16 protein-coding genes are annotated in these 17,523 nt (G+C 61.7%); 8 read left to right on the plus strand and 8 right to left on the minus strand.

The features are described from left to right. Nucleotides 1-92: 92 nt before the first annotated feature. Nucleotides 93-1,313 (minus strand): MFS transporter, encoded by a 1,221-nt coding sequence (locus tag EGJ09_RS10790; protein WP_125923832.1) that lies wholly within the window; start codon nucleotides 1,311-1,313, stop codon nucleotides 93-95. 346 nt (nucleotides 1,314-1,659) lie between these two features. On the opposite strand from EGJ09_RS10790, the gene EGJ09_RS10795 reads away from it, so the two are divergent. Genes EGJ09_RS10795 through EGJ09_RS10805 form a run of 3 tightly spaced genes read left to right on the plus strand, consistent with a single transcriptional unit; the run spans nucleotide 1,660 to nucleotide 4,271 of the window. Next, complete coding sequence (locus EGJ09_RS10795; RefSeq protein WP_046784713.1) at nucleotides 1,660-3,096, plus strand: cytochrome ubiquinol oxidase subunit I; 1,437 nt, start codon at nucleotides 1,660-1,662, stop codon at nucleotides 3,094-3,096. Nucleotides 3,097-3,099: 3 nt separating this feature from the next. Continuing rightward, nucleotides 3,100-4,107, plus strand: coding sequence for a cytochrome d ubiquinol oxidase subunit II (cydB, locus tag EGJ09_RS10800; RefSeq protein ID WP_012312717.1), 1,008 nt, complete (start codon nucleotides 3,100-3,102; stop codon nucleotides 4,105-4,107). Nucleotides 4,108-4,115: 8 nt separating this feature from the next. Beyond that, on the plus strand, nucleotides 4,116-4,271 hold the full coding sequence (locus EGJ09_RS10805) for a DUF2474 domain-containing protein (protein ID WP_080765861.1): 156 nt from the start codon (nucleotides 4,116-4,118) through the stop codon (nucleotides 4,269-4,271). A gap of 32 nt (nucleotides 4,272-4,303) precedes the next feature. Here the strand turns inward: EGJ09_RS10805 and EGJ09_RS10810 are convergent, their stop codons facing one another. Both EGJ09_RS10810 and EGJ09_RS10815 read right to left on the minus strand, forming a co-directional pair. Further along, nucleotides 4,304-5,428, minus strand: coding sequence for a methyltransferase (locus EGJ09_RS10810; RefSeq protein WP_046784714.1), 1,125 nt, complete (start codon nucleotides 5,426-5,428; stop codon nucleotides 4,304-4,306). 92 nt (nucleotides 5,429-5,520) lie between these two features. Then, nucleotides 5,521-6,231, minus strand: a complete 711-nt coding sequence (locus EGJ09_RS10815) for an autoinducer binding domain-containing protein (RefSeq protein ID WP_046784715.1) — start codon at nucleotides 6,229-6,231, stop codon at nucleotides 5,521-5,523. 212 nt (nucleotides 6,232-6,443) lie between these two features. Here EGJ09_RS10815 and EGJ09_RS10820 point away from each other — a divergent pair, with 212 nt between their 5' ends. Next, on the plus strand, nucleotides 6,444-7,220 hold the full coding sequence (locus EGJ09_RS10820) for a ferredoxin--NADP reductase (protein WP_046784716.1): 777 nt from the start codon (nucleotides 6,444-6,446) through the stop codon (nucleotides 7,218-7,220). A 62-nt stretch (nucleotides 7,221-7,282) separates the two neighbouring features. Here the strand turns inward: EGJ09_RS10820 and mscL are convergent, their stop codons facing one another. Continuing rightward, complete coding sequence (gene mscL, locus EGJ09_RS10825; protein WP_012312722.1) at nucleotides 7,283-7,702, minus strand: large-conductance mechanosensitive channel protein MscL; 420 nt, start codon at nucleotides 7,700-7,702, stop codon at nucleotides 7,283-7,285. Nucleotides 7,703-7,879: 177 nt separating this feature from the next. Between mscL and radA the strand changes: the two genes are divergently transcribed. Further along, complete coding sequence (radA, locus tag EGJ09_RS10830; RefSeq protein WP_125923833.1) at nucleotides 7,880-9,247, plus strand: DNA repair protein RadA; 1,368 nt, start codon at nucleotides 7,880-7,882, stop codon at nucleotides 9,245-9,247. 96 nt (nucleotides 9,248-9,343) lie between these two features. Here radA and EGJ09_RS10835 read toward each other — a convergent pair whose 3' ends face one another. The 3 genes from EGJ09_RS10835 to EGJ09_RS10845 form a co-directional block, all read right to left on the minus strand. Continuing rightward, entirely contained in the window at nucleotides 9,344-10,861 is a 1,518-nt protein-coding gene (locus EGJ09_RS10835) for a nucleobase:cation symporter-2 family protein (RefSeq protein ID WP_046784717.1), read from the minus strand. 263 nt (nucleotides 10,862-11,124) lie between these two features. Continuing rightward, entirely contained in the window at nucleotides 11,125-11,490 is a 366-nt protein-coding gene (locus EGJ09_RS10840) for a PilZ domain-containing protein (RefSeq protein WP_046784718.1), read from the minus strand. Between the two features lie 103 nt (nucleotides 11,491-11,593). Beyond that, on the minus strand, nucleotides 11,594-12,229 hold the full coding sequence (locus tag EGJ09_RS10845) for a lytic polysaccharide monooxygenase auxiliary activity family 9 protein (protein WP_119688273.1): 636 nt from the start codon (nucleotides 12,227-12,229) through the stop codon (nucleotides 11,594-11,596). 315 nt (nucleotides 12,230-12,544) lie between these two features. On the opposite strand from EGJ09_RS10845, the gene EGJ09_RS10850 reads away from it, so the two are divergent. The 3 genes from EGJ09_RS10850 (at nucleotide 12,545) to yjiA (ending at nucleotide 15,872) form a co-directional block, all read left to right on the plus strand. Beyond that, nucleotides 12,545-14,611: a carbon starvation CstA family protein gene (locus EGJ09_RS10850; RefSeq protein WP_046784720.1), complete on the plus strand. Its 2,067-nt coding sequence runs from the start codon at nucleotides 12,545-12,547 to the stop codon at nucleotides 14,609-14,611. Nucleotides 14,612-14,624: 13 nt separating this feature from the next. Then, a complete protein-coding gene (locus EGJ09_RS10855) occupies nucleotides 14,625-14,822 on the plus strand; it encodes a YbdD/YjiX family protein (RefSeq protein WP_008094130.1) in 198 nt (65 codons plus the stop codon). 72 nt (nucleotides 14,823-14,894) lie between these two features. Next, a complete protein-coding gene (yjiA, locus tag EGJ09_RS10860; protein ID WP_125923834.1) occupies nucleotides 14,895-15,872 on the plus strand; it encodes a GTPase in 978 nt (325 codons plus the stop codon). Here the strand turns inward: yjiA and EGJ09_RS10865 are convergent. Further along, nucleotides 15,808-17,319 (minus strand): methylenetetrahydrofolate reductase C-terminal domain-containing protein, encoded by a 1,512-nt coding sequence (locus EGJ09_RS10865; protein ID WP_125923835.1) that lies wholly within the window; start codon nucleotides 17,317-17,319, stop codon nucleotides 15,808-15,810. The two genes, yjiA and EGJ09_RS10865, sit on opposite strands and share 65 nt — an antisense overlap. Nucleotides 17,320-17,523: the final 204 nt, after the last annotated feature.

Raw genomic sequence — 17,523 nt, forward strand, 5'->3', positions numbered from 1 at the left:
CGTAACGGCTGCCGTGGTTTTGCGTGGGGAGGAAAAAAGCCGCGCATCATACCAGCATGGCTGGCAGGGGCCTATGGCCGTTCAGGCCCCCGTCAACCATTGTGCAACCGATCCCGCGTGGCCAGTGTCGGGAACAACTTTATCCACACTCCGGTCACCACCAAGGTGCCGACGCCACCCAGCACCACCGCCGGCACCGTGCCGAACCAGTGCGCCGTGACCCCCGATTCGAATTCACCGAGCTGATTGGAGGCACCGATGAACAGGCCGTTGACCGCGCTTACCCGGCCACGCATCTCATCCGGTGTCTCCAGTTGCACGAACGCACCGCGTATCACCATGCTGATCATGTCTGCTGCACCCAGCACCACCAGTACCGCCAGCGAGAACCAGAATGAGGTCGACAGGCCAAAGGCGATGGTTGCCACGCCGAACACCCCGACTGCGGTGAACATGGTGCGGCCGACCTTGCGCTCCACCGGGAAGCGCGCCAGCCAGAACGACATCAACAGCGCGCCCACCGCTGGCGCCGACCGCAACAGGCCCAGGCCCCACGGGCCTGTGAGCAGGATGTCCTTGGCGAACACTGGCAGCAGCGCGGTGGCGCCTCCCAACAGCACGGCGAACAGGTCGAGGGAAATCGCCCCGAGAATGTCTGGCCGGCTACGGATGAAACGCACGCCTGCCAGTAGCGACTCCAGGCTGGCGCGACCGCGTTGCGGCACTTGCTGGCGCGAATCCAGGGTCAGCATAAGCAGGCAGGCAATGGCATACAGGGCCACGGTCGGGCCATACACCCAGGTACTGCCGAAGGCATACAGGAGCCCGCCCACGGCCGGGGCGACGATGGTCGCCGCCTGGGTGGCCGAGGCTGAGGCCGCTACGGCCCGAGGAAACAGCCCGGGCGGCACCACATTGGGCAGCAGCGCCTGGGTGGCGGGCATTTCGAACGAGCGGGTGGCTCCGAGCAGGAAGGCGAGGGCGAAGATCAGTTCGCGGCTGACGTTGTCGGTGGCGCTGCCCAAAGCCAGCACCAGGGCGATCAACCCCTGCAGCGTCTGGCACAGGGCCGCGACCTTGCGCCGGTCATAGCGGTCGGCGACGTGGCCGGTGTGCAGCATGAACAGCACCCGCGGCGCGAATTCGACGAGGCCTACCAGGCCCAGGTCGAGCACATTGCCGGTCAGTTGGTAGAGGTGCCAGCCAATGGCAACGGTAAGCATCTGAAAACCGCTGGCGGTGAACACCCGGGCCAGCCAGAAGGCAATGAAAGGGCGGTGATGGCGCAACAACTGCGGTGCGGAATCGGACATCGGAAACCTGTGGCCTCGGCGCAGTAGAGGGGGGCGGCAGATTATCATCTGTTTGTAACAAACGGTTACTGTTTGCCGTTGTCGACACGGTTTCTTCGGCTCTGGAAGGGGGTGGGGCAACCGGTCACGCGGCAAACAACCGCACCGCCTGCCGGGCCATTCGGGACTATGCTTGCTATCAATCGTTGATCTGGATCAATCGTTCCAGAAACAACGATTTGGCCAGTGGGCCGAAATCCCTGCGATCGAACAGAACAATTCCAACGTGCCGCACTCGACACTAACGCGGGGGCAGTGGGCGACGGGCCACGAGCCCGGAAGCCGGATTACCTGAAGAGGAAGCACCATGTTCGGAATAGAAGCCCTCGAGCTCGCCCGAATTCAGTTTGCCTTTACCGTGTCGTTCCACATCCTGTTCCCGGCCATCACCATTGGCCTTGCGAGTTACCTGGCGGTTCTCGAAGGCCTTTGGCTGAGGACCCATGAGCAGGTCTACCGTGACCTTTACCATTTCTGGTCGAAGATCTTCGCCGTCAACTTCGGTATGGGGGTGGTTTCCGGCCTGGTCATGGCCTACCAGTTCGGTACCAACTGGAGTCGTTTTTCCGACTTCGCCGGCGCTGTCACGGGCCCCCTGCTCACTTATGAGGTGCTGACCGCGTTCTTCCTCGAGGCGGGCTTCCTCGGCGTCATGCTGTTTGGCTGGAACCGCGTGGGCCGCGGCCTGCATTTCTTCTCCACCGTGATGGTGGCATTGGGTACGCTGGTGTCGACCTTCTGGATCCTGGCGTCCAACAGCTGGATGCAGACCCCGCAAGGCCACGAGATCATCGACGGTCGGGTCGTCCCGGTGGACTGGCTGGCGATCATCTTCAACCCGTCGTTCCCCTACCGCCTGATGCACATGGCCACCGCCGCGTTCGTTGCCACAGCCTTCTTCGTTGGTGCCTCGGCGGCCTGGCACCTGCTGCGCGGGCGCGATAACCCGGCAGTGCGCAAGATGCTGTCGATGGCCATGTGGATGGCGCTGATCGTCGCCCCCATCCAGGCTGTGATCGGTGATTTCCACGGGCTTAACACCCTCAAGCATCAGCCGGTGAAGATTGCCGCAATCGAAGGCCACTGGGAGAACGTTCCTGGCGAGCCGACCCCGCTGATCCTGTTCGGCATCCCGGACATGGAAGCCGAAACCACCCGCTTCAAGGTCGAAATCCCGGCGCTCGGTAGCCTGATCCTTACCCACAGCCTGGATAAGCAAGTGCCTGCGATGAAGGAGTTCCCGCCCGAGGACCGTCCCAATTCGACCATTGTCTTCTGGTCGTTCCGGGTCATGGTCGGGCTTGGCTTCCTGATGATCTTCGTTGGCCTGTGGAGCCTCTGGCTGCGCAAACGCGGCACCCTCTACACTTCACGCCCGTTCCTGTACCTGACACTGTGGATGGGCCCATCGGGCCTGATCGCCATTCTTGCCGGCTGGTTCACCACCGAGATCGGCCGCCAGCCGTGGGTGGTGTACGGCCTGATGCGTACCTCGGAGGGTGTCTCCAACCATAGCTACGCCCAGCTGGGCTTTACCCTGATTGCATTCGTGGTGGTGTACTTCGCGCTGTTCGGCACTGGCCTGGGCTACATGATGCGCCTTGTGCGCAAAGGGCCGAAAACGGGCGAGGGCGACGAGCACACCCCTGGCGGTCCCGGCCAGAAACGCACGCCGGCACGGCCGCTTTCCGCCGCCGATGAAGGCCGCAAGGCCACTGCCCCCAGCCTGAGCAAGGAGAACTGAGCCATGGGTATCGACCTTCCGCTGATCTGGGCCGTGATCATCATCTTCGGTGTCATGATGTACGTGGTGATGGACGGGTTCGATCTGGGCATCGGCATGCTCTTCCCCTTCGTCAAGGCTGAGCAGGACCGGGATGTGATGATGAACACCGTCGCCCCCGTATGGGACGGTAACGAAACCTGGCTGGTCCTGGGCGGCGCCGGTTTGTTCGGGGCCTTCCCGATGGCCTATTCGGTGGTGCTCGAAGCGCTTTATCTGCCGCTGATCCTCATGCTGATCGGCCTGATCTTCCGCGGAGTGGCCTTCGAGTTCCGTTTCAAGGCCAAGGACGACAAGCGCCACATCTGGGACAAGGCGTTCATCGGCGGTTCACTGGTGGCGACCTTCTTCCAAGGGGTCGCGCTGGGGGCATTCATCGAGGGCTTCAAGGTAGTGGACCGGCATTACGCCGGCGGCACGCTCGACTGGCTGACCCCGTTCAGCCTGTTCAGTGGCCTGGGCCTGATCGTCGCGTACACTTTGCTCGGGTGCACCTGGCTGATCATGAAGACCGAGGGGCCTCTGCAAGCGCAGATGCACAAGCTCGGCCGCCCGCTGGCCCTGGTGTTGCTGGTGGTGATCGGCATCGTCAGCCTGTGGACGCCGATCGCTTACCCACAGATTGCCGATCGCTGGTTCAGCATGCCCAACCTGATCTGGTTCATGCCGGTACCGCTTCTCGTGCTGGTAACGTTCTACGGTTTGTTCAAGGCAGTGGCGCGCAGTGCCAACTACACCCCGTTCCTGCTGACGTTGGTGCTGATCTTCCTTGGCTACAGCGGCCTGGGCATCAGCCTCTGGCCGTATATCATCCCGCCGTCGATCTCGATCTGGGATGCAGCTGCGCCGCCACAGAGCCAGGGCTTCATGCTGGTCGGCACATTGTTCATCCTGCCATTCATCCTGGGGTATACCTTCTGGAGCTATTACGTGTTCCGCGGCAAGGTCACCCACGAAGACGGCTATCACTAGGAGGGCCCATCATGGCTGGCAAACATGGCCTTGAAGAGAAGAAACCCCTGTGGCAACGCCTGGGCTGGTTGTTGCTGATCTGGGCTTTGAGCGTGGCCGCCCTGGGCGTGGCGGCCTATGTGATGCGGCTGTTCATGAGCGCGGCGGGGCTGACCACGCATTGAGGGCCGTGGGGCTGCACTGAGCAGCCCCCGCTTCACTTGCGGGCTTTGAGGATCACGAACTTCGGTGTCGCGGCCACCTGTTCAACTCCCCGGAACAGGCGCGCCAGCTTGCTGTGATAGCCCAAGTGGCGATTACCGACGATATACAACGCACCGCCGACCACCAATGCCTCACGCGCCTGCTGGAACATGCGCCAGGCAAGGAAGTCGCCCACCACCTGCTGTTGATGGAACGGCGGGTTGCACAGCACCACATCCAGCGATTGCTTTTCCACCCCCGCCAGGCCATCGCCTGCCACTACCGTCACCGCGCGATCGCCCAGCGCAGCCTGCCAGTTTTCCTGCGCCGACTGCACCGCCATGTACGATTCATCCACCAGTGTGTAGTGCGCCTGGGGGTTGGCCAGCGCGCTGGCGATGGCCAGCACGCCGTTGCCGCAACCCAGGTCGGCGACACGTGCATTGCCCAAGTCGTGTGGCAGGTGTGGGAGGAAGGCCCGCGTGCCGATGTCCAGGCCGTCGCGGCAGAATACGTTGGCATGGTTGAGCAGTTCGAGCGCAGGTGAGTCGAGGCGGTAGCGGGTCGGGTACGGGGAGCTGGCGGCAGGGCGCTGGGCGAAGGTGGCCGTCAGCAGGCGCGCTTTTTTTTGCGCCAGCGAAGCCTGTACCGGGCCGATGTACTTCTCCAGCAGATCACCCGCAGCCCGTGGCAAGTGTTTGATCATGGCCGCAGCGATGACCTGTGCGCCGGGCGCCAGGTGGCCTTGCAACCTGATCAGTTGCTCTTCGAGCAGTGCAAGTGTTTTCGGCACGCGCACCAGTACGCGATCGAAGTGCCCCTGCCAATGCTCGCTGGCGGGCACGAAAGGTACGCTGTCGAATGCCTTGCCGTTACGCGCGAGGTTTTTTTCCAGGGCCATGTGGGCCAGGTGCGAGTCACCGCTGCTGACCACCGGCACGTGGTCGACCAGGCTGGCGGCCAGCGCGCCGAAGCTGTCATTGAGTACCAGCACCCTGCTCCCGGCCGCCAGTTGCTGAGCGTGCAACTGCTCGAGCAGGTATTCATCGGCGGCGTCAAAGGCCTGCAACGGGTCGTTGGCCTGGTCCGGCTGGCGGATCAGGTCGAGTTCGGCGTAGGGTGTGATCAACAGGGGCATGGCATCAGGCTCGGGCACGGGTCGCCCGTCACAGATCGTCACGGGCTTCGGTACGCGATTCTACAGGGCTTTGCCTCTGGTCGCAGGCCGGGTTATTGATCGATCAGGCCTCGCATCACGGCAATGGCGACGGCGCCTGCCTTGTTGGAAGCATTGGTCTTGGTAATCACGCTGCGGATATGGAAGTTCACTGTGCTTTGCGACAGTGACAGAATGCAGGCGACGTCGGCGGCGGTCTTGCCGGCGGCCGACCATTTCAGCACCTCGAGTTCCCGATCGCTCATCTTCAGCGGCGAACTCAACTTGGCCAGGTGATGCTCACAAATGGTGTCGTGCAGCGTATGGCACAGCCATTGTACTTGGCCGGCCTTGTCGTACAGCTCGTGGGTGTCGATCTTGCCACAGGGCCGTGCCACGCTGACTTGGGTCTCGTTGTGCCTGAGGTCATGCAGCGATTGTGTCCAGCCGTGGCGCAGGCCATGTTTGCAGGCCTGCTCACGAAAATCCGGCGCTTCGCGATACAACTCATCGGTCCACAGTACCGGCCCGGTCGACGTGTGACTCAATGCTGCTGCCGAGTCCTGCTTGTAGAACTCGTCGCGTTGATAACGCTCGATCCAGGCAAGCGGGTAGTTACTGTACAGGTAGAGCCTGGGTGCCTGGGCTGCAAGCTGAATGCGAAGCTTGAGCCCCATGAACTCCATGCCCAGGTCCTGTGCCAGGTGAACCGCGAGGTCGAACACCTTTTGCGGGGTACTTTCGTTGACCAAGCGGTCTAAATGCTCGTGATTCCAGTGAGGCATCAACCCTCTCCCTTGCGTCCAGAGGACCCAATCCGTTTGCATACCGGTGGGATTGTAGGAAAAGACCGAGCGTTTTGTTGGGATTTTTTTGTTAAGAATGTCTCATCATTCCAGGACAGCAGCCAGGCCGTGGCCTGTGACCCTACAATCGAACGGTTTTTATCCTGGCCGCTTTGCGCGACACTGTGCGCACGCTATTCACGGAGCCCGTCATGACCGCCAGTGCCGAAAAGTTTACCCGCCAGACCTTGCTGGACGTCCAGCCACTGACGCCTGGCCTGTTCAGCCTGCGGGTGACTCGCGATCCGGGGTTTCGCTTTCGGGCCGGGCAATTCGCCCGGCTTGGCGTGACCAAGGCCGATGGCAGCGTGGTCTGGCGTGCTTACTCGATGGTCAGTGCGCCGCATGACGAGTATTTAGACTTCTTCTCCATCGTGGTCCCGGGCGGGGAGTTCACCAGCGAGCTCAGCCGCCTTGGCGAGGGTGATTCACTGCTGATCGACCGCCAGGCATTTGGCTACCTGACCCTTGATCGCTTCGTCGGTGGCCGTGACCTGTGGCTGTTGGCGACCGGTACCGGCATTGCGCCGTTCATGTCGATCCTGCAGGACTTCGAGGCCTGGGAGCGTTTCGACAACATCAAACTGGTGTATTCGGTACGCGAGGCCAAGGAGCTGGCCTATGTGGATGACATTGCCGGGCTTGAACAGCGTGATTACCTGGCAGAATTTGCAGGCAAGCTGCAATTCATTCCAGTGGTTACCCGTGAGCAGTATCCGGGTGCGCTGAATGCACGTATCACCACGCTGATCGAGAATGGCGAGCTGGAAAAGGCGGCGGGGCTGGAACTGTCGCCTGAGCACTCACGGATCATGCTTTGCGGCAACCCGCAAATGATCGATGAGACCCGCAAGGTGCTCAAGGCGCGTGACCTGCAGTTGAGCTTGAGCAAGCGGCCTGGGCAGGTGGCGGTGGAGAACTACTGGTAGCTGCAAGCTGCAAGCTACAAGTGCTGCCCTTGAGCGGCCTTACGCTTGCAGCTTGCCACTTTTCAAGGCAGGCGATTCTGGTTCTGCGACTTGAGCAGGTCACGAATCTCGGTCAGCAGCGTTTCCTGAGGGGTCGGGGTCGGCGGGGCGCTTGGCGCAACGGCCTCTTCGCGTTTCAGGCGGTTGATCGCCTTGACACCCATGAAGATGGCGAAGGCCACGATCACGAAGTCGATCACGGTCTGGATGAACTTGCCGTAGGCCAGCACCACGGCCGGTATATCGCCCTCAGCCGCCTTCAAGGTAATGGCCAGGTCACTGAAGTCCACGCCTCCGATCAATATCCCCAGTGGCGGCATGATGATATCGCCGACGAATGAGGAGACTATCTTGCCGAATGCAGCGCCGATAATGATACCGACTGCCATGTCGACGACATTGCCCTTGACCGCGAAGGCCTTGAACTCACTGATCATTCCCATGTTCGATTCCCTTGTGACAAATGGTGATGTTTACGCAGTGTAAGCCACTGCATCGCTTCATGCGTGCCGTTCACGGGTAGTGACTGCGCTTGGAACGAATAGTTTTGTCGCATGCCGACGCGCTCGAGACACGTCTGCGTCGGCTATCATGGCGATTTTTTCCAGGAGACCCTGCCCATGGCCAAGGCCAAGCGCTTGTATGGCTGCACCGAGTGCGGCGCTACCTTTCCCAAATGGGCCGGCCAGTGTGGCGAATGCGGGGCGTGGAACACCCTGGTCGAAACCATGATCGAGAGCGGCGGTGCGGCGGCACCCAGCGGTCGCGCCGGCTGGACCGGGCAACAGGCGCAGATCAAGACCCTGGGCGAAGTCAGCGTCGAGGAGATTCCGCGGTTCACCACCAGCAGCACCGAACTCGATCGTGTGCTGGGCGGCGGCCTGGTCGACGGTTCGGTGGTGTTGATCGGCGGTGACCCGGGCATCGGCAAATCGACCATTCTGCTGCAGACCTTGTGCAATATCGCCGTGGGCATGCCGGCGCTGTATGTCACCGGCGAAGAGTCGCAGCAGCAGGTGGCCATGCGCTCACGCCGCCTGGGGCTGCCCCAGGACCAGCTCAAAGTGATGACCGAGACCTGTATCGAAACGATCATTGCCACCGCGCGCCAGGAAAAGCCCCGGGTCATGGTCATCGATTCGATCCAGACCATCTTCACCGAGCAATTGCAATCAGCGCCCGGCGGTGTCGCCCAGGTGCGCGAAAGTGCGGCATTGCTGGTGCGCTATGCCAAGCAGAGTGGCACGGCGATCTTCCTGGTCGGCCATGTCACCAAGGAAGGCTCGCTGGCAGGCCCGCGGGTGCTGGAGCACATGGTCGACACCGTGTTGTATTTCGAGGGAGAGTCCGATGGCCGCTTGCGCTTGCTGCGCGCGGTGAAGAACCGCTTCGGTGCGGTCAATGAACTGGGGGTCTTCGGTATGACCGACCGTGGGCTCAAAGAGGTTTCCAACCCATCGGCGATCTTCCTCAACCGGGCTCAGGAAGAAGTACCGGGCAGCGTGGTCATGGCCACGTGGGAAGGTACCCGGCCGATGCTGGTAGAGGTACAGGCACTGGTCGATGACAGCCACCTGGCCAACCCGCGGCGTGTCACCCTGGGCCTGGACCAGAACCGGCTGGCCATGTTGCTGGCGGTGCTGCACCGCCATGGTGGTATTCCCACCCATGACCAGGACGTGTTTCTCAATGTCGTCGGCGGGGTGAAGGTCCTTGAAACCGCGTCGGACCTGGCCTTGTTGGCTGCGGTGATGTCCAGCCTGCGCAACCGGCCATTGGCCCACGGGCTGCTGGTATTTGGCGAGATTGGTTTGTCGGGCGAGGTGCGGCCAGTTCCCAGTGGCCAGGAGCGCCTCAAAGAAGCGGCAAAACATGGCTTCAAGCGGGCCATCGTGCCCAAGGGCAACGCACCGAAGGAATCACCGGCGGGGTTGCAGGTGATCGCCGTAACCCGGCTGGAACAGGCTCTGGACGCCTTGTTCGAATAAGCCGCTGGTTGTGCAGGCAATCGGCCGGTGCAGGCAAACAAAAAAGGGAGCCGACGATGCGCATCGGCTCCCTCTGGGTCACCGCTCAGTCAGCGGTCAGTGCTCGGCTACCGGCGTTCGCCTGGGCGCCGCATTGCCATGCTCGTCCAGCTCCAGCACCGGCACCTCATTGCCCTCTGCGTCGAACAGCTTGCCTTCCTTGAAGTAATCGCCATCACGCAGTGCAGAGATGTCCGAGTACTGGATGGTGCGCTCGTAGCCTGCCGCGAACACTGACTGCTGGTCCGAATTGCCTGCCGTGAAATGGTTGAAGATCAGGTTCAACACGATGGCCATGATCGCTGCCGAGCTGATGCCGGAGTGGAAGATGGTCTCGAACCAGTTCGGGAAGTGGTGGTAGAAGTTCGGCGCGGCAATCGGGATCATGCCAAAGCCCAGCGAGGCGGCGACGATGATCAGGTTGACGTTGTTCTTGTAGTTGACCTTGGACAGGGTGCGGATACCGCTGGCAGCCACAGTGCCGAACAGCACGATGCCTGCGCCGCCCAGTACCGGGGTTGGCACTGCTGCAATCACCCGGCCCATCACCGGCAGCAGGCCCAGCACTACCAGGATCACACCACCGGTGGCCACCACGTAGCGGCTCTTGACCCCGGTCACGGCCACCAGGCCTACGTTCTGCGCAAAGGCGCTCTGGGTGAAAGAGCCGAATACCGGTGCCAGGATGCTCGAAGCCATGTCGGCGCGCAGGCCATTGCCCAGGCGCTTGGAATCGACCTTGGTATCGATGATCTCACCCACGGCCAGTATGTCGGCCGAGGTTTCCACCAGGGTCACCATGATCACGATGCACATCGACAGGATCGCCGCGATGTGGAAGGTCGGCATACCGAAGTGGAACGGGGTGGGGAAGGCGAACATCGGGCCTTCGGCCACCTTGCTGAAGTCGGTCATGCCCAGCGCCCAGGCGATCAGGGTGCCGAAGACCATGGCCAGCAGGATCGACAGGCGCGAAATGGTCGCGCTGCCCAGTTTGCTCAGCAGCAGCACGATGGCGAACGTCAGCGCTGCCAGGCCGATGTTGGCCATGCTGCCGAATTCCGGCGAAGCACTGTTGCCGCCCATCACCCAGCGTGCGGCCACCGGCATCAAGGTCAGGCCGATGGTGGTGATGACGATACCGGTGACCAGTGGCGGGAAGAACTTGGTGATGCGCGAGAACACCGGGGTGATCAGAAAGCCGATCAGCGATGCCGCCATGACTGCGCCCAGCACGCCTGGCAAGCCGCCACCGTCCTGGCTGCTGAGAATCGCCCCCATGGTTGCCACGCCTGCGAACGACACGCCCTGCACCAACGGCAACTGGCATCCGAAGAAGGGCAGGCCGAGCGTTTGCAGCAGCGTGGCCAGGCCACCGGCAAACAGCGAGGCCGCGATCAGCATGCCGATCTCGGCACCATTGAGGCCCGCAGCCTGCCCCAGGATCAGGGGTACTGCGACGATCCCTCCATACATGGTCAGCACATGCTGAAGGCCATAGGCCAAGTTGGCTCCAAGGCCGAGGTTTTCGTCCTCGGGGCGCTTGGCGGGAGACGTGCTAGGGGACGTAGTCATTGAGCAGGCTCACTGTTTATTGTTGTGCCGCTACTGTAGACACTTCCTACAAATGATTGCTACAAGAATTGTATACAATATTTTGATTGGAGCGCGAACAAGCAGGCTTGCAGGGTGTGCAAGAACGCAATGCAGATCGCGTACCAACTCATTGAATACGGTGTTAGAGGGGTGTGTACAACGTTGCGATACCCAGGTTGAAAGCTGTCTGGGTAGACAAGAAACACAAGTTGGGAAAGCTATTAGCTAGCTAAGAGATCCCATTATTCGATGAGTTGTCGCAGCTCGCGCATCATTTCGGTGCTGTCGGCCACGTTCAACTCCACAAGACGGTGCAAATGGCTCATCGAATCGATGTCGATGTAGAGGCAGATGAACCCCAGCCGCTTCGCCTCTTCATGGCGTAGTTCCACCTGCATCTGCACATGGGTGTGCGGGTCCAGTTGGATGATCGCATCGAAATCCTGAGTGAGGTCGGCGTTCCACGGCTCAGGGCGCTCGATCAGCAGGCCCTTGAGCGACAGATCCAGGAGTTTGACCGGCCAGCGGCGATCGCCCTGGCGCAGTTCGGTGGGGGCGTCGAAGTCAATGCGCTGGAAGCGCCGGCGATCGTCGGAAGGAGTGGTCATGGCGGGCCCTCGTCAGTAGCACTGACTATAGACCAGCCACGGGCACTCCTGCCGGATGACAGGTGACACGGGGGACATATGGCCGAGTCACCCGGCGCCACCGTTAGCTGGTGACGAAATCGAGGTCGACCACCTGATAGAAGGCCTTGTCGGTCTCGGCTATTTCCCATACGCCCAGCAGTACGTGATAGCCCTGGCGTTCAGGTAGCTCCAAGGTATGCGTGGTGGGTTGTGCCGGCCACATCTGCTCGTCGGTGAAGCCCCAGTAAGGCTGAAGTTCATTGAGGAATGTGGCGAACGGCTGCGGTTCGAACTGGGCACGGGTCAGCGGCTCCCCGGCTTTCCAGTCGGCTTTGGTGATGAAGTAGTTGAAACGGCGATATTTGTGGCGCGCACTGAAGCTCCAGACAAAATCAAGGGATGCGCCGCTGGCAACGTCATGCTTGTCCCAGTCGACATCCGTTTTGTCCAGGTAGGCCGCGCCGGGCCGTTCGCCGCTGGCAATCTTGCCATCGGCCGGTGGTGCAATATTTTTAACGTCGTCCTTGGCGTAGGGGTCGGTCAGGCCACCGGTCGTCTCGGGGAAGAACTTGCCGCTTTCGATCCCGTTGTGAAGATTGCCTTCGATAAGGCCTTTTTCTTCAGCGAACGTGGCGCGGGACTTTGGGCTCGCAATCGAACCATGGGTGGGTGCGATGGGGGCTGAGCGTTGAGGGGTGCCGGCTTTTTCCGTGGTCATGATCGTTTCCTTTCTGCTGGCTTTTCAGATGATCGACGCACGATTTCAGCGTGTGCAGATTCGCCAATCGCGTGTCGTCCAAGGGCAATCGGATTGCCTGATCATTGAAAGCGCGTGCCCCTTTCATGCACAACTGGCAAAAATGACAGGCCCGCCAGGGCGCGTGTTGCTTCCCAGGCATGAGGTTGTACGGGTAGCGGCGTTCTAGAGCCTGTGCTCGCCACCGGCTGTATGCCAATTCGGGATGGTAAACCCTTCAAGCAAGCCCTAGACTCAAGGGGCTGTCTATTCCAACCACTTAGCTGGAAGCATGCCATGAACAACAATAACAGCCTGCTACGCCACATCCCGTGGCTGGCGCTGGCGGTCATAGGGGCTTGTGCGCTGGGTGTGGTCGCCCTGCGTCGAGGCGAGGCGATCAATGCCTTGTGGATCGTGGTCGCGGCAGTGGCCATCTACCTGGTCGCCTACCGTTACTACAGCCTGTTCATCGCCACCAAGGTGATGCAACTCGACCCTCGCCGAGCCACCCCTGCGGTGCTCAACAACGATGGCCTGGACTACGTCCCGACCAACAAACACATTCTTTTCGGTCACCACTTCGCCGCCATCGCTGGCGCCGGCCCCCTGGTCGGTCCCGTGCTTGCGGCGCAAATGGGCTACCTGCCTGGCACGCTCTGGCTGATCGCCGGCGTGGTGCTGGCCGGCGCGGTCCAGGACTTCATGGTCCTGTTCCTGTCTACCCGCCGCAACGGCCGCTCGCTGGGCGACATGGTGCGCGAGGAGATGGGGCGCATCCCTGGCACCATCGCCCTGTTCGGCTGCTTCCTGATCATGATCATCATCCTGGCGGTGCTGGCGCTGATCGTGGTCAAGGCCCTGGCTGAAAGCCCATGGGGCATGTTCACGGTGATGGCGACCATCCCGATCGCGATGTTCATGGGCATCTACATGCGCTACATCCGCCCGGGCCGTATCGGCGAGATCTCGGTCGTCGGCGTGGTACTGCTGCTGGCGTCGATCTGGCTGGGGGGCCAGATTGCCGCGGATCCGGTCTGGGGCCCGGCGTTCACCTTCACCGGCGTGCAGATCACCTGGATGCTGGTGGGTTATGGCTTCGTCGCTGCCGTGCTGCCAGTGTGGCTGGTGCTGGCGCCGCGTGACTACCTGTCGACCTTCCTCAAGATCGGCACCATCGTCGGCCTTGCCATCGGTATCCTGATCATCGCGCCAGAGCTGAAAATGCCTGCGCTGACCCAGTTCACCGACGGTACAGGCCCGGTGTGGAAGGGCACACTGTTCCCGTTCCTGTTCATCACCATCGCCTGTGGTGCGGTGTCCGGCTTCCACGCGCTGATTTCCTCGGGGACCACGCCGAAGCTGCTGGACAACGAAACCAACGCCCGCTACATCGGCTACGGCGGCATGCTGATGGAATCGTTCGTCGCCATCATGGCCATGGTCGCCGCCTCGGTCATCGAGCCAGGCGTTTATTTCGCCATGAACAGCCCGCCCGCAGTGGTCGGTGCCGACGTCGTGTCGGTGGCGCAGACGGTCAGCAGTTGGGGCTTCCTGATCACCCCCGAACAGCTTGAGGCCGTGGCCCGCGACATCGGCGAGCACACCATCCTGGCCCGTGCCGGTGGTGCGCCGACGCTGGCGGTGGGTATTGCGCAGATCCTGCACCAGGTACTGCCGGGTGAAAACACCATGGCCTTCTGGTACCACTTCGCGATCCTGTTCGAAGCGCTGTTCATCCTGACCGCAGTGGACGCCGGTACCCGTGCCGGCCGCTTCATGCTGCAGGACCTGCTGGGCAGCTTCGTGCCGGCGCTCAAGCGTACCGAGTCGTGGACGGCCAACCTGATCGGCACGGCCGGCTGCGTGGCCCTTTGGGGTTACCTGCTGTATCAGGGCGTGATCGACCCGCTGGGTGGCATCAACACCCTGTGGCCGCTGTTCGGCATCTCCAACCAGATGCTGGCCGGTATCGCCCTGATGCTGGGCACGGTGGTATTGATCAAGATGAAGCGCCAGCGCTACATGTGGGTCACCTTGCTGCCAGCGGTGTGGCTGCTGATTTGCACCACCACTGCCGGGCTGATCAAACTGTTCGACCCGAACCCTGCGGTTGGCTTCCTGGCCCTGGCCGAGAAGTACAGCACCGCCCTGGACGCCGGCCAGGTGCTGGCCCCGGCCAAGGATATCGGGCAGATGCAGCACGTGATCTACAACGCCTACACCAACGCCGGGCTCACCGTGTTGTTCCTGATTGTGGTGTTCAGCGTGTTGTTCTTTGCCGTCAAGGTCGGCTACGCCGCCCTCGGCCGCAAGGAACGCACCGACAAGGAAACCCCGTTCCAGGCACTGCCTGACGCTTGAGAGGAATGCTGCGATGTTCAACGACCTGGGTCGGCTGGGTAAATACCTGGGGCAGGCAGCCCGCCTGATGGTCGGCATGCCCGACTACGACAACTATGTCGAGCACATGCAGACCAAGCACCCGGACAAGCCGGTGATGAGCTACGAGGCGTTCTTCCGGGAACGCCAGGAAGCCCGCTACGGTGGCAAGTCCGGCCCCAAGTGCTGCTGATTCGGCACACTGCGTGAACCTGTGGGAGCCTGTGGGCTCCCACAGTCATTTTCAGCTTCAGGAGATTTCTGCGTGCAGACGCCAATTCCCGTAACCGTGCTCACCGGTTTTCTCGGTGCCGGCAAAACCACGTTGCTCAAGCACATGCTAAAAGCCGAGCACGGCCTGAAAATTGCCGTGATCGAGAACGAGTTCAGTGAGGCAGGCATCGACAGCCAGCTGTTGGGCGACGAGCCGGTGCAGGTCATGACCCTGGCCAACGGCTGTGTATGCTGCAGCATTCATGGCGACCTGACCCGTGCCCTGTTCCTGCTGCTCGAGCGCCTGGACGCCGGGGAGATCGCTTTCGATCGCCTGGTGATCGAATGCACCGGCCTGGCCGACCCCGCGCCGGTGGCGCAGACCTTCTTCGTCGAAGAGCAATTGCGCGACCGCTATATCCTCGATGGCATCATTACCCTGGTCGATGCGGCCCATGCCGAGCTGCATCTGGCCCAAACCATCGCGCAGGCCCAGGTGGGCTTTGCCGACCGCCTGTTGCTGAGCAAGACCGACCTGGTCGAGCCGGCGGCGGTGGACGCCTTGCGCGAGCGCCTGGCGCGTATCAATGGCCGTGCGGCGTTGCGCGTGGTCGAGCACGGCCGTATCGACCTGGCCGAACTGCTCGACGTGCGCGGGTTCAACCTCAACCCGGATCTGGGCGCCAACCTCAAGCCAACCCTGCGCCCGGCGTTCAAACCCGCCACACCTGATCGTATCTCGACCCTGGTGTTGCGTACCGAGGTCCCCCTGGACATCGACCGCCTCAGCGGCTTCATGAACGAATTGCTCGAGACTCACGGCAAGCAACTGCTGCGCTATAAAGGTGTGCTCAACATTGCCGGAGAAGACCGTCGCCTGGTGTTCCAGGGCGTGCTCAAGCTCTATGGTTTCGATTGGGACGCCGAGTGGGCCGAAGGCGAAACGCGCGAAAGCGTGATGGTGTTCATTGCCGATGAACTGCCTGAGGCGAAGATTCGGGCGGGTTTCGAAGCGTTGGCTGAGGGCTGAACCGGGCAGGCGTCTGCACGGCGAACCACTGCGGCCATGAACTGCGGTGACGCGTTTGTACCTCGATGCAGGGGATCAGCCGTTCGGTGAGCACGGCGGTCTGTTGCACGGCTTTGGCGGTGCGGTATTTGACGCTGTGGATGCACTCGCGGTCGCCGAACTCACAGCGGTTCAGCGCAGTACCGCCACAGGGGCCGTTGGCCAGGCCCTTGGGGCAGGTTTCGGGGCAGATGTACAAGGTGTCTTCCAGGCGGCACCGGCCACAGGTGTCGCAGCCCAGCAGCGGGCGCTTCACGCTGCGCTCCAGCCCGTGCAGCCAGCGGGCGCCGCTGTCGCTGGCCCACAGCGGCTGGCGCACGGCCCAGCCAAAGGTCTTGCTCAGCCAGTTGTTACGGCTGAACAACAGGGCGTGAAACCCATGCAGCAGGTGATAACGCAGTTTCTCCCTGGCGGTTGCGCTGACCCTCGACTGGCCTTGGCGCCAGTCTGCTTGTGGTGGGTGAAAGGTCACCGCCGGCAGGCCTGGCATCTGCCAGCTGCCGGCCCAGGCCGTTGTCCACTGTTCCTGTGAATGGACACGTGCTTGCCAGTCCTCGATGCGCGCCTCCAGGGCGAGCAGTTGCTTGAGTTCGTGAACACCTGAAAGGTGCACCCCGGCATACCCCATCAACTTTACGCCAATGATCTGCAGGGCCAGGCGATCAAGGCTGCGTGCCTGGGCATAGGCTTTGGATACGCCCGCTTCGGCCTCAAGCATGTCGCGCATCGACGGCGATACGGTAACGCCGGCGACATGCTCGAGCATCGCTGCACGGCCATGGCTCAGGCTCATCAGGCAGGCCAGTAGCGGCTTGGGTTCGGCCTGACGCCCCATCCACTGTATGGCCTCCTGATGCTTGCTGGCATCGAAGCCTAATTGCAGGGTGAGGAAATCGGCGCCCGCAGCGAGCTTCTTCTCTGCCTTGAAATACTGCGCACCGCCTTCTTCCTCGCGGTATTTGAATGGGTTGAGTGCAGCCCCCAGCAGCCAGTGGGGGCAGGCCTTGCGAGCAAGTTGCAGTGCGGCGACCGATTCCAGATAGCGCACCGGGCGCTCGCCTGGCTGGTGGCCTGGCAGGCGATCGCCGGTCAGTAGCAGCAATTGGTCGAGGCCGGCGGCGTCCATTCTTTTCAGCTGCGCGAGCAGATCATGGCGTTCACGGTCCTTGCCGGAAAAGTGGGGCAGGGCAGGGACGGGTTTACTGAAGCTGGACAGGGCGTCCAATGGTGAGAGGTCCAGCGGGCTGCCGACACGGTCGCCGATGGCTACGGTCATTGGCCAGCCGCACAAGTGCCCACGGGCCATGATCGCCTCCATCGCAGCGAAGCGTTCGGCCGACGGCTTGGGCACGAACTCCATGACGCAGACGAAGGTTTTTTCGCGCAGCGCCGATTTCAGCAGGCTCATGGCAATGGGGCACCTGGATTGTTCAGTGAGGCATTGTGCGACGCGTCTTGGGCGCAGGCTTGTCTGCGAGCGTACCAGGCTGCTCTGAACAAGACGTGCCCGGCCTATTCATCATGAAAGAATCTTGACTTCATCTCAAATTAAATGAGTTTGTCTCATCGTGCGGCGGGCCGGAAAATCCCCCTCATTATTTTTTTGCATTCT

It is taken from the genome of Pseudomonas sp. p106 (assembly GCF_003936645.1).
GTDB lineage: Bacteria > Pseudomonadota > Gammaproteobacteria > Pseudomonadales > Pseudomonadaceae > Aquipseudomonas > Aquipseudomonas putida_E.

Bases quoted from the DNA above. Each gene is read 5' to 3' on its own strand.
- EGJ09_RS10810 (WP_046784714.1), bottom strand. From the start codon at position 5,428: ATGCCCCTGTTGATCACACCCTACGCCGAACTCGACCTGATCCGCCAG.
- EGJ09_RS10850 (WP_046784720.1), top strand. From the start codon at position 12,545: ATGAACAACAATAACAGCCTGCTACGCCACATCCCGTGGCTGGCGCTG.
- radA (WP_125923833.1), top strand. From the start codon at position 7,880: ATGGCCAAGGCCAAGCGCTTGTATGGCTGCACCGAGTGCGGCGCTACC.
- EGJ09_RS10820 (WP_046784716.1), top strand. From the start codon at position 6,444: ATGACCGCCAGTGCCGAAAAGTTTACCCGCCAGACCTTGCTGGACGTC.
- mscL (WP_012312722.1), bottom strand. From the start codon at position 7,702: ATGGGAATGATCAGTGAGTTCAAGGCCTTCGCGGTCAAGGGCAATGTC.
- EGJ09_RS10790 (WP_125923832.1), bottom strand. From the start codon at position 1,313: ATGTCCGATTCCGCACCGCAGTTGTTGCGCCATCACCGCCCTTTCATT.
- EGJ09_RS10815 (WP_046784715.1), bottom strand. From the start codon at position 6,231: ATGCCTCACTGGAATCACGAGCATTTAGACCGCTTGGTCAACGAAAGT.
- EGJ09_RS10795 (WP_046784713.1), top strand. From the start codon at position 1,660: ATGTTCGGAATAGAAGCCCTCGAGCTCGCCCGAATTCAGTTTGCCTTT.
- EGJ09_RS10855 (WP_008094130.1), top strand. From the start codon at position 14,625: ATGTTCAACGACCTGGGTCGGCTGGGTAAATACCTGGGGCAGGCAGCC.
- EGJ09_RS10845 (WP_119688273.1), bottom strand. From the start codon at position 12,229: ATGACCACGGAAAAAGCCGGCACCCCTCAACGCTCAGCCCCCATCGCA.
- EGJ09_RS10835 (WP_046784717.1), bottom strand. From the start codon at position 10,861: ATGACTACGTCCCCTAGCACGTCTCCCGCCAAGCGCCCCGAGGACGAA.
- EGJ09_RS10865 (WP_125923835.1), bottom strand. From the start codon at position 17,319: ATGAGCCTGCTGAAATCGGCGCTGCGCGAAAAAACCTTCGTCTGCGTC.
- EGJ09_RS10840 (WP_046784718.1), bottom strand. From the start codon at position 11,490: ATGACCACTCCTTCCGACGATCGCCGGCGCTTCCAGCGCATTGACTTC.
- cydB (WP_012312717.1), top strand. From the start codon at position 3,100: ATGGGTATCGACCTTCCGCTGATCTGGGCCGTGATCATCATCTTCGGT.